This window comes from Pelomonas dachongensis, assembly GCF_043555865.1.
GTDB classification, from domain to species: domain Bacteria; phylum Pseudomonadota; class Gammaproteobacteria; order Burkholderiales; family Burkholderiaceae_C; genus Pelomonas; species Pelomonas dachongensis.
Window position 1 is genome coordinate 16,213 of the sequence record NZ_JBIGHY010000007.1, and the last position, 15,072, is coordinate 31,284.

At 68.1% G+C, this 15,072-nt stretch carries 14 protein-coding genes; 5 read left to right on the forward strand and 9 right to left on the reverse strand.

Annotated features, from left to right (window positions below; all coding sequences use genetic code 11):
* The first annotated feature begins 3 nt into the window (after window positions 1-3).
* A complete protein-coding gene (locus ACG02S_RS18305; RefSeq protein ID WP_394471921.1) occupies window positions 4-1,107 on the forward strand; it encodes a magnesium transporter CorA family protein in 1,104 nt (367 codons plus the stop codon).
* 19 nt (window positions 1,108-1,126) lie between these two features.
* Here ACG02S_RS18305 and ybeY read toward each other — a convergent pair whose 3' ends face one another.
* Together ybeY and ACG02S_RS18315 are read right to left on the reverse strand one after the other, a co-directional pair.
* Complete coding sequence (gene ybeY, locus ACG02S_RS18310; RefSeq protein WP_394471922.1) at window positions 1,127-1,570, reverse strand: rRNA maturation RNase YbeY; 444 nt, start codon at window positions 1,568-1,570, stop codon at window positions 1,127-1,129.
* Window positions 1,567-2,535: a PhoH family protein gene (locus ACG02S_RS18315; RefSeq protein WP_394471923.1), complete on the reverse strand. Its 969-nt coding sequence runs from the start codon at window positions 2,533-2,535 to the stop codon at window positions 1,567-1,569. The genes ybeY and ACG02S_RS18315 overlap by 4 nt, the downstream gene beginning before the upstream one ends.
* A gap of 91 nt (window positions 2,536-2,626) precedes the next feature.
* Between ACG02S_RS18315 and ACG02S_RS18320 the strand changes: the two genes are divergently transcribed.
* The 4 genes from ACG02S_RS18320 to ruvB all read left to right on the forward strand — a co-directional run bounded on the left by ACG02S_RS18320 (window position 2,627) and on the right by ruvB (window position 6,420).
* On the forward strand, window positions 2,627-4,039 hold the full coding sequence (locus tag ACG02S_RS18320) for a sensor histidine kinase (protein ID WP_394471924.1): 1,413 nt from the start codon (window positions 2,627-2,629) through the stop codon (window positions 4,037-4,039).
* Between the two features lie 25 nt (window positions 4,040-4,064).
* Window positions 4,065-4,718 carry a response regulator gene (locus tag ACG02S_RS18325; protein ID WP_394471925.1) on the forward strand — a complete coding sequence of 218 codons (654 nt, stop codon included), beginning with the start codon at window positions 4,065-4,067 and terminating at the stop codon, window positions 4,716-4,718.
* Window positions 4,719-4,795: 77 nt separating this feature from the next.
* Entirely contained in the window at window positions 4,796-5,365 is a 570-nt protein-coding gene (gene ruvA, locus ACG02S_RS18330; RefSeq protein ID WP_394471926.1) for a Holliday junction branch migration protein RuvA, read from the forward strand.
* Entirely contained in the window at window positions 5,362-6,420 is a 1,059-nt protein-coding gene (gene ruvB / locus ACG02S_RS18335) for a Holliday junction branch migration DNA helicase RuvB (protein WP_394471927.1), read from the forward strand. Before ruvA ends, ruvB begins: the two co-directional genes overlap by 4 nt.
* Before the next feature lie 45 nt (window positions 6,421-6,465).
* Here ruvB and ACG02S_RS18340 read toward each other — a convergent pair whose 3' ends face one another.
* The 7 genes from ACG02S_RS18340 to ACG02S_RS18370 form a co-directional block, all read right to left on the reverse strand.
* Window positions 6,466-7,407, reverse strand: coding sequence for a porin (locus ACG02S_RS18340; RefSeq protein WP_394471928.1), 942 nt, complete (start codon window positions 7,405-7,407; stop codon window positions 6,466-6,468).
* A 149-nt stretch (window positions 7,408-7,556) separates the two neighbouring features.
* Window positions 7,557-8,177 (reverse strand): histidine phosphatase family protein, encoded by a 621-nt coding sequence (locus ACG02S_RS18345; protein ID WP_394471929.1) that lies wholly within the window; start codon window positions 8,175-8,177, stop codon window positions 7,557-7,559.
* A 23-nt stretch (window positions 8,178-8,200) separates the two neighbouring features.
* Window positions 8,201-8,524, reverse strand: coding sequence for a DUF1840 domain-containing protein (locus ACG02S_RS18350; RefSeq protein WP_394471930.1), 324 nt, complete (start codon window positions 8,522-8,524; stop codon window positions 8,201-8,203).
* A gap of 22 nt (window positions 8,525-8,546) precedes the next feature.
* On the reverse strand, window positions 8,547-10,685 hold the full coding sequence (locus ACG02S_RS18355) for a putative bifunctional diguanylate cyclase/phosphodiesterase (protein ID WP_394471931.1): 2,139 nt from the start codon (window positions 10,683-10,685) through the stop codon (window positions 8,547-8,549).
* Window positions 10,682-11,986 carry a cyclic di-GMP phosphodiesterase gene (locus tag ACG02S_RS18360; RefSeq protein WP_394471932.1) on the reverse strand — a complete coding sequence of 435 codons (1,305 nt, stop codon included), beginning with the start codon at window positions 11,984-11,986 and terminating at the stop codon, window positions 10,682-10,684. Before ACG02S_RS18360 ends, ACG02S_RS18355 begins: the two co-directional genes overlap by 4 nt.
* A gap of 270 nt (window positions 11,987-12,256) precedes the next feature.
* The gene (locus ACG02S_RS18365; protein WP_394471933.1) at window positions 12,257-13,615 is read right to left on the reverse strand and encodes a GH1 family beta-glucosidase; all 1,359 of its coding nucleotides are present in this window, start codon (window positions 13,613-13,615) and stop codon (window positions 12,257-12,259) included.
* 417 nt (window positions 13,616-14,032) lie between these two features.
* Window positions 14,033-15,070: a LacI family DNA-binding transcriptional regulator gene (locus tag ACG02S_RS18370; protein ID WP_394471934.1), complete on the reverse strand. Its 1,038-nt coding sequence runs from the start codon at window positions 15,068-15,070 to the stop codon at window positions 14,033-14,035.
* Between the last annotated feature and the right edge of the window lie 2 nt (window positions 15,071-15,072).

A 15,072-nucleotide genomic window follows, 5' to 3' on the forward strand; every position in this document is an offset into this window, starting at 1 on the left:
CCCGTGCGGGTCTTCCACATCGAGGCGGACCGCTTCACCGAGCTGCCGGCGCTGCCCGAGTCGCTGCCGGAGGCCGGCTTCCTGTGGATGGGCTATGGCCGGCGCGAGTTCGAGGTGGGCGAGACCGCCGTGCAGCAGGCGCTGGCACGCTGGGGCTGCGGCAATCTCGTCGACCTGCACGTGGCGGACCTGATCAACAACCAGCTGCCCTCGCACTTCGACTACACGTCCTGGTACGACATGCTGGTGTTTCGCCGCTTGGCCGCAGCACCCGGCAGCCAGGATCTGTTCGTCGACGACGAGCACGGCACGCTGGCCTCGGCGCAGCGCGCGCTGCGCGCCATCGACACCAGCCCCGTAGGCTTCGCGGTGTTTGACCGCGTGCTGGTCACAGTACACCCGACCGACTGTCAGGTGCGCGAGTTCTTCGCCAACAAGCTCGACCGCCTGACCGAAGGCCGCGACAAACGCGACCCACGCGGCGGCGCCCGGCTGCCGGCCAGCCCCGCCGAGCTGATGCTGCGCATGGTCAACCACATGGTGGACAGCTACCTGGAGCTGCGCCGGCTGCTGACCCGCCAGCTTGCCACGCTGCAACGTGTGCTGCTGGACCCGAACAGCGAGTTCAGCGACTGGCCGCTGCTGCTGGAAAGCCGCGACGCGCTGCACCGGCTGGAAGACATCTGCGAAGACCAGCGCAGCGCGGTATCAGAGTGGATAGACGCGCTGGACGAATGGCCGGTGCACAGCGACCCGCAGCTGGCCCGCGAGCGCGAGCTGCTGAGGGTGCGCTCGCGCGACGTGCTGGAGCATGTGGAACGCGTGCTGAGCCATGTGCGGCGGCTGCAGTCGTCGGCCGAATCGGCGGTGCAGATGCACTTCAGCGCGCTCGGCCACCGAACCAACAGCATCATGCGCACGCTGACGGTGCTGACAGCGATCTTCCTGCCGCTGAACCTGATCACCGGCATCTTCGGCATGAACTTCGAGTGGATGCCGCTGATCAAGAACCCCGCCGGCTTCTGGGAAGCTGTCGTACTGATCGGCGTGCTGGCCGTCGGGCTGTGGCTGCTGTTCCGCCGCAAGCGTTACCTCAGCAGCCGCTGAGACGTCGGACGCCGCGGCGTCAGCGCTGGTAGGGGTCGGCGAAGCCCAGGCTGCGCATGATTTCCGTCTCCCGCGCCTCCATGCACTCGGCCTCGTCGTCGACCTCGTGGTCGTAGCCCTGCGCGTGCAGCGTGCCGTGCACCAGCATGTGCGCGTAGTGGTCCAGCAGCGGCACGCCCATCTCGGCCGCTTCCTTCTCGACGACCTCGGCGCAGATCACCAGATCCGCGCCGACGACCGGCTCGTGGCTGTAGTCGAAGGTCAGCACGTTGGTCGCGTAGTCCTTGCCACGGTACTCGCGGTTCAGCGCACGGCCTTCCTCGGCATCGACGATGCGGACAGCGATCTCGCCCGGCAGCTCCAGCGCGGCGCGGATGAAGCGCTGCACCTTGTGCCGCGGCAGCTGAGCACGGTGGCGCGGGTCGGCAAATTGCAGGGACAGGCTCAATTCAGGTTGGCTCATGCTTCGCGTGCCTCGCGTTTGGCGCGCGCCTCGTAGGCCTCCACGATGCGCGCCACCAGCGGGTGGCGCACCACGTCGGCGCTGGTGAAGCGTGTCATCGCGATGCCCTTGACCTTTGCCAGCACATGCTCGGCATCGATGAGGCCGGACTGCGTGCCGCGCGGCAGGTCGATCTGGCTGGTGTCACCGGTGACGACGCAGCGGCTGCCGAAGCCGATGCGGGTCAGGAACATCTTCATCTGCTCGGGCGTGGTGTTCTGCGCCTCGTCCAGGATGACGAACGCGTGGTTCAGCGTGCGGCCACGCATGAAGGCCAGCGGCGCGACCTCCAGCTGGCCCTTCTCGAAGGCCTTGGTGACGCGGTCGAAGCCGAGCAGGTCGTACAGCGCGTCGTACAGCGGGCGCAGGTAAGGGTCGACCTTCTGCGTCAGGTCGCCGGGCAGGAAGCCCAGGCGCTCGCCGGCCTCCACGGCCGGCCGCGTCAGGATGATGCGCTGCACGGTCGAACGCTCCAGCGCGTCCACCGCGCAGGCGACGGCCAGGAAGGTCTTGCCCGTGCCGGCCGGGCCCAGACCAAAGGTGATGTCGTGCGACAGGATCTGCTGCAGGTACTGGTGCTGGCGCGGCGTGCGCGCGGACAGGTCGGCACGGCGGGTGCGCAGCACCAGCGGGTCGTCTGCACCGGGGAGCGGGGGCGCCGCACTGGCGGGCGCCTTGGCCTCGACCAGCGCGAGTTGCAGCGTCTCTGCCGACAGCGGGCGCCGGGCGCGCTCGTACAGGTTCTCCAGGAGGGTCTTGGCGCGCTCGGCCGCCGCCTTGGCGCCATTCAGGCGGAACTCGGCGTCGCGACGCGTGATCTTCACGCCCAGCGCCGCCTCGATGTCACGCAAGTGGGCATCCAGGCTGCCGCAGACGCGGGCCAGGCGGGTGTTGTCGACGGGCTCGAAGGTGAGACGCAGGATCACGGCGGGCGATGAAGGCAAATGGACGGGAATTGTCGCCGCTGGTGCATTCCCCTGCGCGGGCCGGCGCCGCCGTCCCGCACAATCCCGGCCCATGAATTTCGCTATCGCGCCGGGCGCTGCCGTGGCCCGGCGCCTGCCCCTTCTGCTGACGATGACCGCGGGCCTGCTGGCCCCTGCCGTCGCCCATGCCCAGAGCCAGGCGGCGCTGTACTGGGCCGGCACGATGCACGGCTGGGTGGCCGCCATGCTGGCGCTGATGGCGACGGTCGTGGGCCTGCTGTCCGGCCATCACCACCGTGAGCGCCCGGCCAGCTTCCTGGTCGGCATGATGCTGAGCTGGGTCGTGCTGCGCGCGGCCGCCGCGCCCAGTGCCGCCGGCCTGCGCCCGCTGCTGATGACACTGCTGGTGCTGTGCGGCGTGCAGTACCTGCTGCGGCAGATGAACTGGAAGCGCGGCTGGATCGACCACGCGCTGCTGATCCAGTGCTTGGTGGTGCCCGCCAGCCTGATGCTCATTGGCGGGCAGGTCGGCCTGCTGGGCACGCTGTGGCACGCGGTGTTGAGCCTGGAGCTGGTGGTGGCGATGGGCTGGGCGCTGTGGTTGCGCCGCGAGCGCTTGAAGACCGCAGCGGAACCGGCGCTGGTGCAGGACTTCCGCTGGATGGCGGTGCTGCTGGTGCCCACGATGCTGGCCCTGCTGGCCGAGATGCTGCTGGCGGCGCTGAACGAGACGCTGTGGTGGACGGCCTCGCCCTGGCTGGGGCTGATGCTGCCGCTGCTGATGCTGGCGCTGGGCCTGCAGCTGGTCAGCGGCGTGGCGCATGCGCGCGTCGATGCCGAGAAGCGCTCGACGGCCATGGAACAGCGCATGGCCGAGCGCATCGCCGAGGTGGAGCGCAGTCACAGCCAGCTGGCCGAGCAAAAGCTGGAGCAGGTGACGGAGCGCGAGCGCAAGCGCATCGCCGCTGACCTGCACGACGACCTGGGCGCCAAGCTGCTCACCATCGTGCACACCAGCGAGTCCGACCGCATCTCCACGCTGGCGCGCGAGGCGCTGGAGGAGATGCGCCTGTCCGTGCGCGGCCTGACCGGCAAGCCGGTGCATCTGATCGACGCGTTGGGCGATTGGCGCGCGGAGGTCGTGTCGCGGCTGGGCCAGGCCAACATCCTGGCCGAATGGAAGTCGCCCGCCGAGGATGTGGAGCACACGCTGCAGGCGCGCTCCTACGTGCAGACCACGCGCATCCTGCGCGAGTCGGTGTCCAACATCATCAAGCACAGCGGCGCGACGAATGCGACCATCGCCAGCGTCGTGCAGTCCGGTGACTTCATCCTGACCATCCAGGACAACGGCCAGGGCATTCCGACCGAACTCGACGGCAGGCTGGACCGCGGCCACGGCATGGCGAGCATGAAGTCACGCGCCAAGCAAATGCAAGGTCAGTGCCTGGTGGAATCCGGTCCCGGCTGGGGTACCGTCATCCGCCTGACCATTCCGCTCTGAACAGCGCCCCGAATCCGAGGTCCCCATGAATCACATCCTGCTGCTCGAAGACATCCCCGAGATCCGCGCCTGGCTGAAGGCGCTCGTCAAGCAGGTGTTCGCCAACGCCCAGATCACCGAGTGCTCGCGCGTGCAGGACGCCCTGTCGCTCGTCAACGGCCAGCGCTTCACGCTGGCGCTGCTGGACCTCGGTCTGCCCGACGGCTCCGGTGTCGAGGTCATCGCCGCGCTGCGCGAGAAACAGCCCGAAGTGCAATCGGTCATCGTCACCATCCACGACGACGACGAGCACCTGTTCCCGGCGCTGCAGGCCGGCGCCTTCGGCTACCTGCTGAAGGAGCAGTCGCGCGAGCTGCTGGTCGAGCAACTGCAACGCATGAGCCAGGGCGAGCCGCCGCTGTCCCCGTCCATCGCGCGCAAAGTCATCGCCTACTTCGCCGCGCAGGTCAAGAAGCCGGCCGCGCTGTTGCTGCATGAGGTGTCGCTGACCGACCGCGAGACCGAGGTGCTGCTGCGCGTGGCCAAAGGCTACACGCTGCCGGAGATCGGCGTGCAACTGGGCCTGTCGCGCCACACGATTGCCGACTACGTGAAGCAGATCTACCGCAAGCTCAACGTGAGCTCGCGCGCCGAGGCCGCGCTGGAGGCCCAGCGCCTCGGGTTGTTCGGCAGGAACTGATGGCTTGGGGATGGACCTGCGTGCGTAGCGAGCAGCTCCGTCCTCACTGACTGAGAACCGGCCCGGATAATCGGGCCATGATTGGACGACTCAGCGGCGTCATTGCCGAGAAAACGCCACCGCAGGTGGTGATCGACGTGGCCGGTGTCGGCTACGAAGTGGACGTGCCGATGAGCACGTTCTTCAACCTGGGCGCTTTGGGCGATCGCGCCGTGCTGCTGACCCACCTGACCGTGCGCGAGGACGCGCACCAGCTGTTCGGCTTCCTCACCCACGAGGAACGCGGCACGTTCCGCCAGCTCATCAAGATCAGCGGTGTCGGCCCGAAGATGGCGCTGGGCGTGCTGTCCGGCCTCTCGGTCACGGAGCTGGCGCAGGCCGTGTCCCGCCAGGAACTGGGTCGGCTGACCAAGGTGCCCGGCATCGGCAAAAAGACCGCCGAGCGGCTGCTGCTGGAGTTGAAGGGCAAGCTGGGCCCAGATCTCGCCCTGCCAGCCACGGTCACCAATGACAACCAGGCCGACATCCTGCAGGCGCTGGTCGCACTGGGCTACAGCGAGAAGGACGCCGCCGCTGCGCTCAAGGTGCTGCCGCCGGATGTTGGCGTCAGTGACGGCATCAAGCTGGCGCTGAAGAAGCTGTCATGAGCATCCAGACCGACGACTTTGCCCCGGCGCCGCGCATCGTCAGCGCCGCGCCCGAGTCCAGCCGCGAGGAGGCACTGGAGCGCGCGTTGCGCCCCAAGCTGCTGGACGACTACGTCGGCCAAGCCAAGGCCCGAGAACAGCTGGAAATCTTCATCGGCGCGGCCCGCAAGCGTCGCGAGGCGCTGGACCATGTGCTGCTGTTCGGCCCGCCCGGCCTGGGCAAGACGACGCTGTCGCACATCATCGCGGCGGAACTGGGCGTCAACCTGCGCCAGACCTCGGGGCCGGTGCTGGAAAAGCCCAAGGACCTGGCGGCCATCCTGACCAACCTCGAAAAGAACGATGTCCTGTTCATCGACGAGATCCACCGCCTGAGCCCGGTCGTCGAGGAGATCCTCTACCCCGCGCTGGAGGACTACCAGATCGACATCATGATCGGCGAGGGGCCGGCTGCGCGCTCCATCAAGCTAGACCTGCAGCCCTTCACGCTGGTCGGTGCAACGACGCGCGCCGGCATGCTGACCAATCCATTGCGTGATCGTTTCGGCATCGTCGCCCGGTTGGAGTTCTACACCCCGGCCGAGCTGCAGCGCATCGTCACGCGCTCGGCCGGCCTGCTGAACGCGCCCATCGACGCCGACGGCGCGCTGGAGATCGCCCGCCGCTCGCGCGGCACGCCACGTATCGCCAACCGGCTGCTGCGCCGCGTGCGCGACTACGCCGAGGTGAAAAGTGACGGGCGCATCGTGGCCGGCATCGCCGACAAGGCACTGGCCATGCTGGACGTAGACGCGCAGGGTTTCGACCTGATGGACCGCAAGTTCCTCGAAGCGGTCGTGCACCGCTTCGACGGCGGGCCGGTCGGCCTGGAGAACGTGGCCGCCGCCATCGGCGAGGAGGCCGGCACCATCGAGGACGTCATCGAGCCCTTCCTGATCCAGCAGGGCTTCCTGCAACGCACGCCGCGCGGTCGTGTGGCGACGCTGGCCGCCTACCGCCACCTCGGACTGGCGCCCCCCGGCAACAAGGGCTCGCCCGATCTGTTCGGGCCATGAAAAAAGCGCCCCGAGGGGCGCTTTCTTGTTTCTGGTCCCGCAGGATCAGAAGTTGTGGCGGACGCCGACGGCCAGCGAGTTGAAGTCCTTCGACTGCACGTTGGAGCCGTTGTAGTCGGTCTTCGTGTAGAAGCCGTAGACCTTGGTGCGCTTGCTCAGGTTGTAGTTGTAGCCAGCAGTGAACTGCTTGCCGCCACCGAAGCGGAAGTCGCCATTGCCACCGGCCTTGGAGCCGCCGACGTTCAGGTGGAACTCGGACTGGCCGACCGTGTACATGGCAGCCAGACGGCCCACGTTGCGGCTCTTGAAACCGTCAACTTCTTCGCGCTGGTAGTAGCCACCGAACGTTAATGCGCCCAGTTCATACAGGCCGCGGAGGGCGTACTGCTTGTAGATGCCGACCTTCTCGTAGCCGAAACCTGCATGCAGGGGGCCCATGTCGTAGTTGACAGCCAGGTCCCAGGCGCGCGGTGCGGTGCCTTCGCCAGCGGCCACGCCGACTTCGGCGTTGAAGCCAGCGACGGTGGGCGTGAAGTAGGAGACCTTGTTGTTGGTCGTGAAACGGGTGCCGTACAGAGCGTCGGCCGAGGTGCCCGTGTCATGGTTGTGCATGCTCACGTAGTCGGCGGTCGCGAAGTACGAGCCCGGGAACCACTTGCCCAGACGCACGGCGCCGAACGAGCCTTCCAGCTGAACCCACGAAGCGCGGTTCCAGTAGGCGGCAGCACCACCGGACGCGGCGCCGGTGTCGCTATCCAGACCGTGTTCCAGCGAGAACGAAGCCTTCAGGCCGCCGCCCAGGTCTTCCTGACCCTTGAAGCCCAGACGCGAGGAGTTGTTCTGCACGACCACCTTGCGGTCTTGCGAGCCAACCTTCTGGCTTTCGACGGTGGTGTTGATGCGGCCCCACAGGGTGACCGAGCTTTGAGCGAATGCCGGGACAGCCGTGATGGCGGCCAGGGCGGCGACGAGGGCGGTCTTCTTCATCGTGTACCTTTTACAGATAGGTTGCGGCGGTTGACATGCCCGCCATGGGCGACAAGTGGCGGCAGTATAGGAGTCGACACCCGACGGTCCGCCCAAAGCGACGCGTGGATGCAACAGTGGGCCTAGGGGCCTGGAATCAGGCCCCGCTCTCAGGCGGCGATGTCATCGGCGCCGAGACCAGCCAGATGACGGTCGTCGTTCCAGCCGATCAGGCTGAAGCCCTCCGACGTGGCCAGCAGGCGGTTGATGCTCGCGTTGCCCAGCTGCCAGCTGCGCGGCGCCTGCAGCGTCACCCTCGTCGCTGCACGGTAGAGGCAGTCCAGCACCCCGCCGTGCGCCACCACCGCGATGTTTCCGCCCGGATGACTGTCGCAGATCCGCTTGACGGCCGTGTGACAACGGGCGCTGAAGGCCTGGAGACTTTCGCCGCCACCGACCGGGTGGTCGGGGTCGCGCCGGCGCCAGCGCAGCGCCTCGTCCGGATAGCGCTCATTGATCTCATCCCAGCTCAGCCCTTCGAAGCGGCCGAAGGCGCGTTCGCGCAGCGCCGCGTCCGTCACCACCTTCCGTCCATGAGCCTGTGCGACGGCCTCGGCCGTCTGCAGCGCCCGGGTCAGATCGCTGGCATAGACGGCATCCAGCGGTTCGTCGGCCAGCGCCTGCGCCAGACGCCGGGCCTGACTCAGGCCCAGCGGGCTCAGGGGTATGTCGGTGTGCCCTTGGATGCGGGTCGCGCGGTTCCACAGCGTTTCGCCGTGGCGGATGAGCACGACACGGGTGGCAGCCTCTTGCACTACACGCCCCAGACCACGTCGGCACCGTCGCGATGGCTGACAGTCATCAGTTCACGCAGCGGCCAGGCGCGCTGGCGCAGGCCGACGCCTGCGCGCACGGGAGCTGGCTCCCCGGCGGCGGTGGCCTCGGCGACCTGGCGCTGGAACTCCGCCTCGTCGGCGGCGATGCCCGCGTCCAGCGCCTGCAGTAGCGCCGGCAGGTCGCCGCACTGCAGGATGCCGCGCGGCGCAGGCTCGCGGCCCATCAGGCGCAGCACCGCATCGCCGGCTTCGCCGAGCATCAGGACATCCGCCCCGGCCTTGGATTTGAAGGTGTAAAGCATGCGCGCATTGTGCGCGCCAGGCTCAGCCGGCGCTCGCCAGCCCCAGCCAGCCCGACACGGCGGCATCCACCACGTGACGCCGCGGTCGCACCCGCTGCTCGAATTCGTCGGGGCGCAGCGCCGGCGCGTAGAGGTAGCCCTGGAACTCGTGGCAGCCCGCCTGTGCAAGGAAGTCGCGTTGTGCCTCGGTCTCGACGCCTTCGGCGATGACCTGCAGACCCAGCGCCCGGCCCATCTGCACGATGGCGTTGGCGATGCCGCAGTCGCTGGCGTCACCAGGCAGCCCCTTCACAAAACTGCGATCAATCTTGAGGCGCTGGATCGGAAAGCGCTTCAGGTAGGCCAGCGACGAGTAGCCGGTGCCGAAGTCGTCGATGGACAGCGTCACGCCCAGCGCCGCCAGCGCCTGCATGCGCTTGAGGCCCTCGTCGGCGTCGCCGATCAGCACACCTTCGGTCAGCTCCAACTCCAGCATGCTGGCGGGCAAGGCAGCGTCATGCAGCACCGCGGCGACGTTCTCGACGAAATGCGGTTGCTGAAACTGCAGCGCCGACACGTTGACAGCCACCGGCATGCGCAGGCCGCGCCCCAGCCAGTAGGCGGCCTGCTCGACGGCCTCGCGCAGCACCCATTCGCCAATGGGGATGACGAAGCCACTTTCCTCGGCCAAGGGGATGAACTCTGCCGGCGAAATGTCGCCGCGCTGCGGGTCGCGCCAGCGGATCAGGGCCTCGGCGCCGATGACGCGGTCGCTGCCCAGTTCGACCTGCGGCTGGTAGTGCAGCTGGAAATTGCCGTCGGCCAGCGCCCGTCGCATGTCGTGGTCCAGGCGCATGCGCGACAGCAGGTCCACTTCCTTGCGCGGCACGTGAAACCGAAAGCCCGCGCGCCCGCTTTCCTTGACCCAGTGCATGGCGCGCTCGGCACTGGCCATCAGCTCGTCGGGCGAACCGCCATCGCCGGGATACAGCGCGATGCCGCAGCTCGCCGTCACGGTGAAGCTCAGCGTGTCGAAGCTGAACGGCTGCGCCAGCAGCTGCTGGATGCGACGCGCGACGGCCTCGGCCTCGAACATCTGTGCACCATCGACAAGAAGCGCGAATTCGTCGCCGCCGAGCCGCGCCAGCGTGTCGTCGGGCCGGGCCGCGCCGCGCAGGCGCTCGACGATCTCGCGCAGCACGCGGTCGCCATAGCTGTGCCCCAACGTGTCGTTGATTTGCTTGAAGCGGTCCAGGTCGAGGTGGATCAGCGCGAACGAAGGCAGCGGCTCGCCGGTCGCGACAGTCGACATCTGCTGAACGATGCGGTCAGCCAGTGCGCGGCGGTTCGGTGCGCCGGTCAGCGCGTCGGACCGGCCCAGTTCCTCGATGCGCTGATGCGCCGCCAGCTTCTCGCTGAGGTCGCGGAAGGAGAACACGCGACCGATGGGTTCGCCGCGGCTCATCTGCGGCAACGAGACCTGCTCCAGCACGCGGCCATCGGCCAGGCGCAACACGTCGCTGGAGCGCATCAGCGGCGCATCCAGCAAGGCTTCGATGCGCAGGCGGTACTGCTCGCCGTCGCGCATGACGCGCTGCAGGCTCAGCCACAGACCGGCATCGCCCGGCTCGTGCTGCAACCCGCCCGGCAGGCCCCACAGCTTGGCAAAGCGCCGGTTGAAGCTGCGCACACGGCCGCCCAGGTCGACGACCAGGATGCCGTCGGCGGTGGATTCCAGCGTCGCGCGCAGTTCGGCCAGCAGCGTCTCACGCTCCGCCTCGGCGCGGCGACGGCGCGTCTGGTCGTGCAACAGCACCAGCCAGTAGCGGCTGCCTTGCGGAGTGTGGATGGGGCTGATGGAGCGGCTCACCCAGCGTGGCTGACCGTCGCTGTGCGTCAGCACGGTGTCCGAACGGATGCGCGCGAACGGGTCGCGCGCGGCGCCCTGCCAGAAGGCCTCGTCCTCCAGCGAGCCGCACAACGCGCCGGGCGCCTGGCCGAGCGCTCGCTCCGGCTTCAGTCCCAGCAGCCGCAGCGCGGCGCGGTTGACCACGCTGACCGTCAGGCTCTCGCCGTCCACCAGCCAGGCGGGCTCGGGCAACCCTTCGAGCAGCGCGCCGATGACGGACGGCGCCTCGGCGGCGCGAGTCTGGTTGGAGTTCGCCTCGCGGCGGGCGTTCACGCCGTCAGCTCCCCGGGCCCCGTACTGACGGCGTCGAAGAAGTAGGCGATGCGTGCGCGCGGGCTCAGGTAGTCGAGCGCAGCGCGCGGCAGGAATTGCGGCTTCAGGCTGCGACGGATACCCAGGTCCGGCATGTCTTCCAGGTTGAGGATCAACGCCTCCTCCTTGGCCACCTTCAGGTCGTGAACCATCACGCGCGGCTTCAGCGGCCGTGCCGAGTTGACGGAGACGACCAGCGCGTAACGGTCATCGGTCAGCTGGACGGTGGAGCCCGGCGGGTACACGCCCATCATGCGGATGAAAGCGTTCAACATCGTCGCGTCGAAGCGGTTGCGCCCCTGCGCGAACATCAGCGACAGCGCCTCGTGCGGCGTCATGGCCTTGGAGGTGATCAGCGGGTTGCACAGGCCGTCGAAGCGGTTGACCAGCGCGACGATGCGCGCGCCGGTGCTCATGCGGTCCATGTTGATACGCTGCGGAAAGCCGGTGCCGTCCGCATGCTCGTGGTGCTGCGCGACGATGAGCAGGGGGCCTGGCGCGAGGCCCATGGCCTGGCCGATGGCCACGCCCTTGGCGACGTGCTGCTGGTAGGCCTGCGTCTCGGCGGAGGTGAAACTCTCGTCGCGGTGCCGCAGACGCGCGGCAACCTCCAGCTTGCCGACGTCGTGCAGCAGCGCGCCGACGCCCAGGTCCATCATCTCGTCGCGGCCCAGTCCGAACGAGCGGCCCAGCAGCAAGGCGACGATGCACACGTTGAGCGCGTGCGCGGTGCTGCGGTCGCCGGCGGCTTCGTTGAGCAGCCGCATGTTGAGATCACCCTCGACCAACATCTTGTCGAGCAGTGCCGCCGTCAGGCCTTCGGCCTGCTTGCGCGCCTGGTGGGGATCGGAGGCCACCTGGTCCATGACGCCACGGAAGGCATCCGTAGCCTCGCCGTACTGCTGCTCGCACAGGCGCAGGGCTTCGCGCTGTGCTGCCAGCGCGCTGCGATGGGCTTCGCGAGCCAGCTCCTCGGGGGTCGGCACCGTGCCGTCGGCGCGCGGGTCGCCGCCGGCGGTCGAGGCGGGGGCGGCTTCGTCCAGCGGCGCGGGGTTCGGCTGGGTCGCCAGGTCGCTCTTGGCGGGGCTCCAGCGCACCTGGGTCAGGCCAAGGCGACGCAGCGTCAGCAACTGGTCGGTGGAAACGATCTTGAAGCTCGACAACGGAAACGGATGCGACATCCATCCCAGATCGAGATGAATGAACATACCGACCGTCAATTGATTGACGTCGATCAGCGGATCGTTGGCTCTTTCCTGCATTCGCTACACCCGTACTCCGGGCACCCCTCGACATGGTTCCGTCGCGGCACGACTGCCGCAGCGGCCCGGAACCAGCCTCCTGCTATACGTCAAATTATCGGAACGCCCTCACGCGCAGCGGGGGTCATCCCCTTGCTTCTCGCCTGGCGGTGCAGGGGAGAGCTTAGCGCCTGATCGTGACCGAAATTCCGCAGCTTAGTCGGTGCAAACGCGAACGAATGCAGATTCGCGCAGTACTGGAGGCGGCTCAGCCGCGCCCGCGGACCCGTGTCACCGACGCGCGTGATGGCGGCTGACCAGATCGCGGTACCAGTGCGCGCTGTCCTTGGCGACGCGCTGCTGCGTGGCGTAGTCGACGTGGAACAGGCCGAAGCGCTTCAGGTAGCCGGAGTTCCACTCGAAGTTATCCAGCAGGCTCCAATAGAAATAGCCCCGCACGTCGGCCCCGAGGCTGATGGCCGTCGCCAGCGCGCGCAGGTGGGCCGACAGGTACGCGATGCGCTCGACATCCGGCACACGGCCGTCGACGACGCGATCGGCGTTGGCCATGCCGTTCTCGGTGATGTACATCGGCGGCGGGTTGTACTCGCGAGCCAGACGCACCAGGTGCTGTGCGAACACCTCAGGCACGATCTCCCAGCCCATGTCCGTGAAGCCGCGCTGACCCGGGCCGGTGACCGGCTTTCCGTCCGCGGCCAGCAGGCTGCGCGTGTAGAAGTTGATGCCGAGGAAGTCCAGTGGCTGGTGGATGCGCGCCAGGTCGCCCGGCTCAACCTGCGGCGCATCGGCGCCGACGAAGTCGATGGCGTCCTGCGGATAGGCGCCGCGGAAGATGGGGTCCATGTACCAGCGCACGTTCAGGCCGTCGTCGATGCGGGCGGCGCGGCGATCGGCCTCGCTCGGCGTGGCCGGGAACGACGGCGTGTGGTTCAGCACGATGCCCAGCGGCGCCCTCGTCACGGCGCGCATGGCGGCGATGGCATCACCGTGCGACAGCATCAGGTGATGGGCGACTTGCAGGCTCTCGGCGCGGCTGGTGTGGCCCGGTGCAAATTGGGCCGTCTCATAGCCCAGCGTGGCCGTGCACCAGGGTTCGTTGTGGGTCGCGATACTGGCCAGGCGGTCGCCGAAACGGCGCGCGACCTCGGCCGCGTAGTCGGCGAACAGGCCCGCGATGTCGCGCGACAGCCAGCCGCCGATTCCCTCGTCCAACGCCTGCGGCAGGTCCCAGTGGTAGAGCGTGGCGTGCGGCTTGATGCCGGCTTCGAGCAACGCGTCGATGAGGCGGTCGTAGAAGCCGAAGCCGGCTTCGTTCCAGATGCCACGGCCCTGCGGTTGCACCCGTGGCCAGGAAAAGCTAAAGCGATAGCAGTCCAGGCCCAAGCCCTTCATCAGCGCCACGTCTTCACGGAAGCGGTGGTAGTGGTCGCAGGCGACGTCGATGTTGGAGGCGTCCTTGATGCGGCCCGGCTGGCGGCAGAAGGCGTCCCAGATGGAGGCGCCCTTGCCATCCTGGAAGGCGGCACCCTCGATCTGCGCAGCGCTGGTGGCCGAGCCCCACAAGAAGTCGGGCGGAAACGCCTCGGCAAGGCTGGCGGGAGTCAGGCGATCGGGGTCGAAGAGGTTCATGGCGCGGCAGGAAAGGGGGCGCGACGAGCAGGCGTCGGGCACGAAGGGACGAGCGGGGGAGGTGAAAGGAAGAACGGCTGTGGGGTGAAGGCGCCCGGCCGCCAGTCAGCTACGGCGGGGGCGGCGCAGCTGACAGCCTGCGGCATGGCGGCGGGATGCCGGCAGCCGAAGAAAAGCGGAAAGGCATGCAGTCTCCTGATGCTGGTCTGGCGCGCCCGCCGCGGATATCCGCAACCGGTGCGCTGGCGTCGGCCTGCCAGCTAGCAAGCATGTTGCCGAGCACTGACAACGTTGTCAATACGCAATGACAGCGGTATCAGTTGAGGATTTGGCAGCAGTTAACCCGCGGTTTTAGGGAGCGTCAGGTCGGCTGACAGGGGTCGGCGCGGCCGTCGCCTTGCGGAAGGTGGGCGGCGCTCAGCGTGCTCGCGTCGAATCGCGCACGACCAGTTCGTGCGGCAGCACCCGGTGCAGGTCGGTCTCGTCCACCGGCGCGCTAACCGCATTGCGCGGACCGGTCACCAGCATTTCGACGGCCATGCGGGCCATCTCGACCACCGGTTGGCGCACGGTCGTCAACGGCGGCCACACCAGCGCAGCCGTCGGTGAATCGTCGAAGCCGGCCACCGACAGCTCATTGGGCACGTTCAGCCCCAACCGATGCGCGGCGGCGAGCACGCCAAGCGCCATGTCGTCGTTGCTGGCGAACACGGCGGTCGGACGCTGACGGCCGCTGAGCAGCTTGTGGGCTGCGTCACGACCGCTGGCGAAAGTGAAGTTGCCCGGCTGGACCAGTTCGGGATCGGGCTGCAGATCGTGTGCCTGCAGCGCATTGACGAAGCCCTGGTAGCGCGCGGCGCTGGCGGACTGGTCGGGCGGCCCCTTGATGAACGCGATGTGGCGATGCCCCAGGCTCAGCAAGAGGTTGGTGATCTCCTCGGCCGCGTGCACATCGTCCATGCGCACAGACGGCACACTGCGGATGTCGCGCTCCGGGGACATCAGCACGCAGGGCGTGCCGCTGTCTCGCAGCGCTGCCAGCACCTCGGGGTTGTCGCACAGCGGCGGCGTCAGGATCATGCCGTCGGGCCGCAGCGCCATGACCATGCGGTCGATCTGCTGACGCAGGTCGGGTGCGTCGTTGTGCAGCGACTCGACGACCAGGTGATAGCCCAGCTCGCGGCAACGCAGCGTGGCGCCCTGCTGCACGCTGCCGACGAAGTTGGCGCTCGGGTCGTAATAGAGCAGGCCGATCAGGAAGGATCGTCCGCCTGCCAGACTGCGTGCCGACTGCTTGGGCCGGTAGCGCAGCGCCTCCACCACCTTGAGCACCTGATCCCGGGTGGTTTCGTGCACACCGGGTTCATGGTTGAGCACGCGGGACACCGTCTTGATCGACACGCCCGCCTCACGGGCGACGTCGACAATGGTGGGGCTGGTGCCGCGCGGGCTCACGA

Bases quoted from the DNA above. Each gene is read 5' to 3' on its own strand.
- ybeY (WP_394471922.1), bottom strand. From the start codon at position 1,570: ATGAGCCAACCTGAATTGAGCCTGTCCCTGCAATTTGCCGACCCGCGC.
- ACG02S_RS18320 (WP_394471924.1), top strand. From the start codon at position 2,627: ATGAATTTCGCTATCGCGCCGGGCGCTGCCGTGGCCCGGCGCCTGCCC.
- ACG02S_RS18325 (WP_394471925.1), top strand. From the start codon at position 4,065: ATGAATCACATCCTGCTGCTCGAAGACATCCCCGAGATCCGCGCCTGG.
- ruvA (WP_394471926.1), top strand. From the start codon at position 4,796: ATGATTGGACGACTCAGCGGCGTCATTGCCGAGAAAACGCCACCGCAG.
- ruvB (WP_394471927.1), top strand. From the start codon at position 5,362: ATGAGCATCCAGACCGACGACTTTGCCCCGGCGCCGCGCATCGTCAGC.
- ACG02S_RS18340 (WP_394471928.1), bottom strand. From the start codon at position 7,407: ATGAAGAAGACCGCCCTCGTCGCCGCCCTGGCCGCCATCACGGCTGTC.
- ACG02S_RS18350 (WP_394471930.1), bottom strand. From the start codon at position 8,524: ATGCTTTACACCTTCAAATCCAAGGCCGGGGCGGATGTCCTGATGCTC.
- ACG02S_RS18360 (WP_394471932.1), bottom strand. From the start codon at position 11,986: ATGCAGGAAAGAGCCAACGATCCGCTGATCGACGTCAATCAATTGACG.
- ACG02S_RS18365 (WP_394471933.1), bottom strand. From the start codon at position 13,615: ATGAACCTCTTCGACCCCGATCGCCTGACTCCCGCCAGCCTTGCCGAG.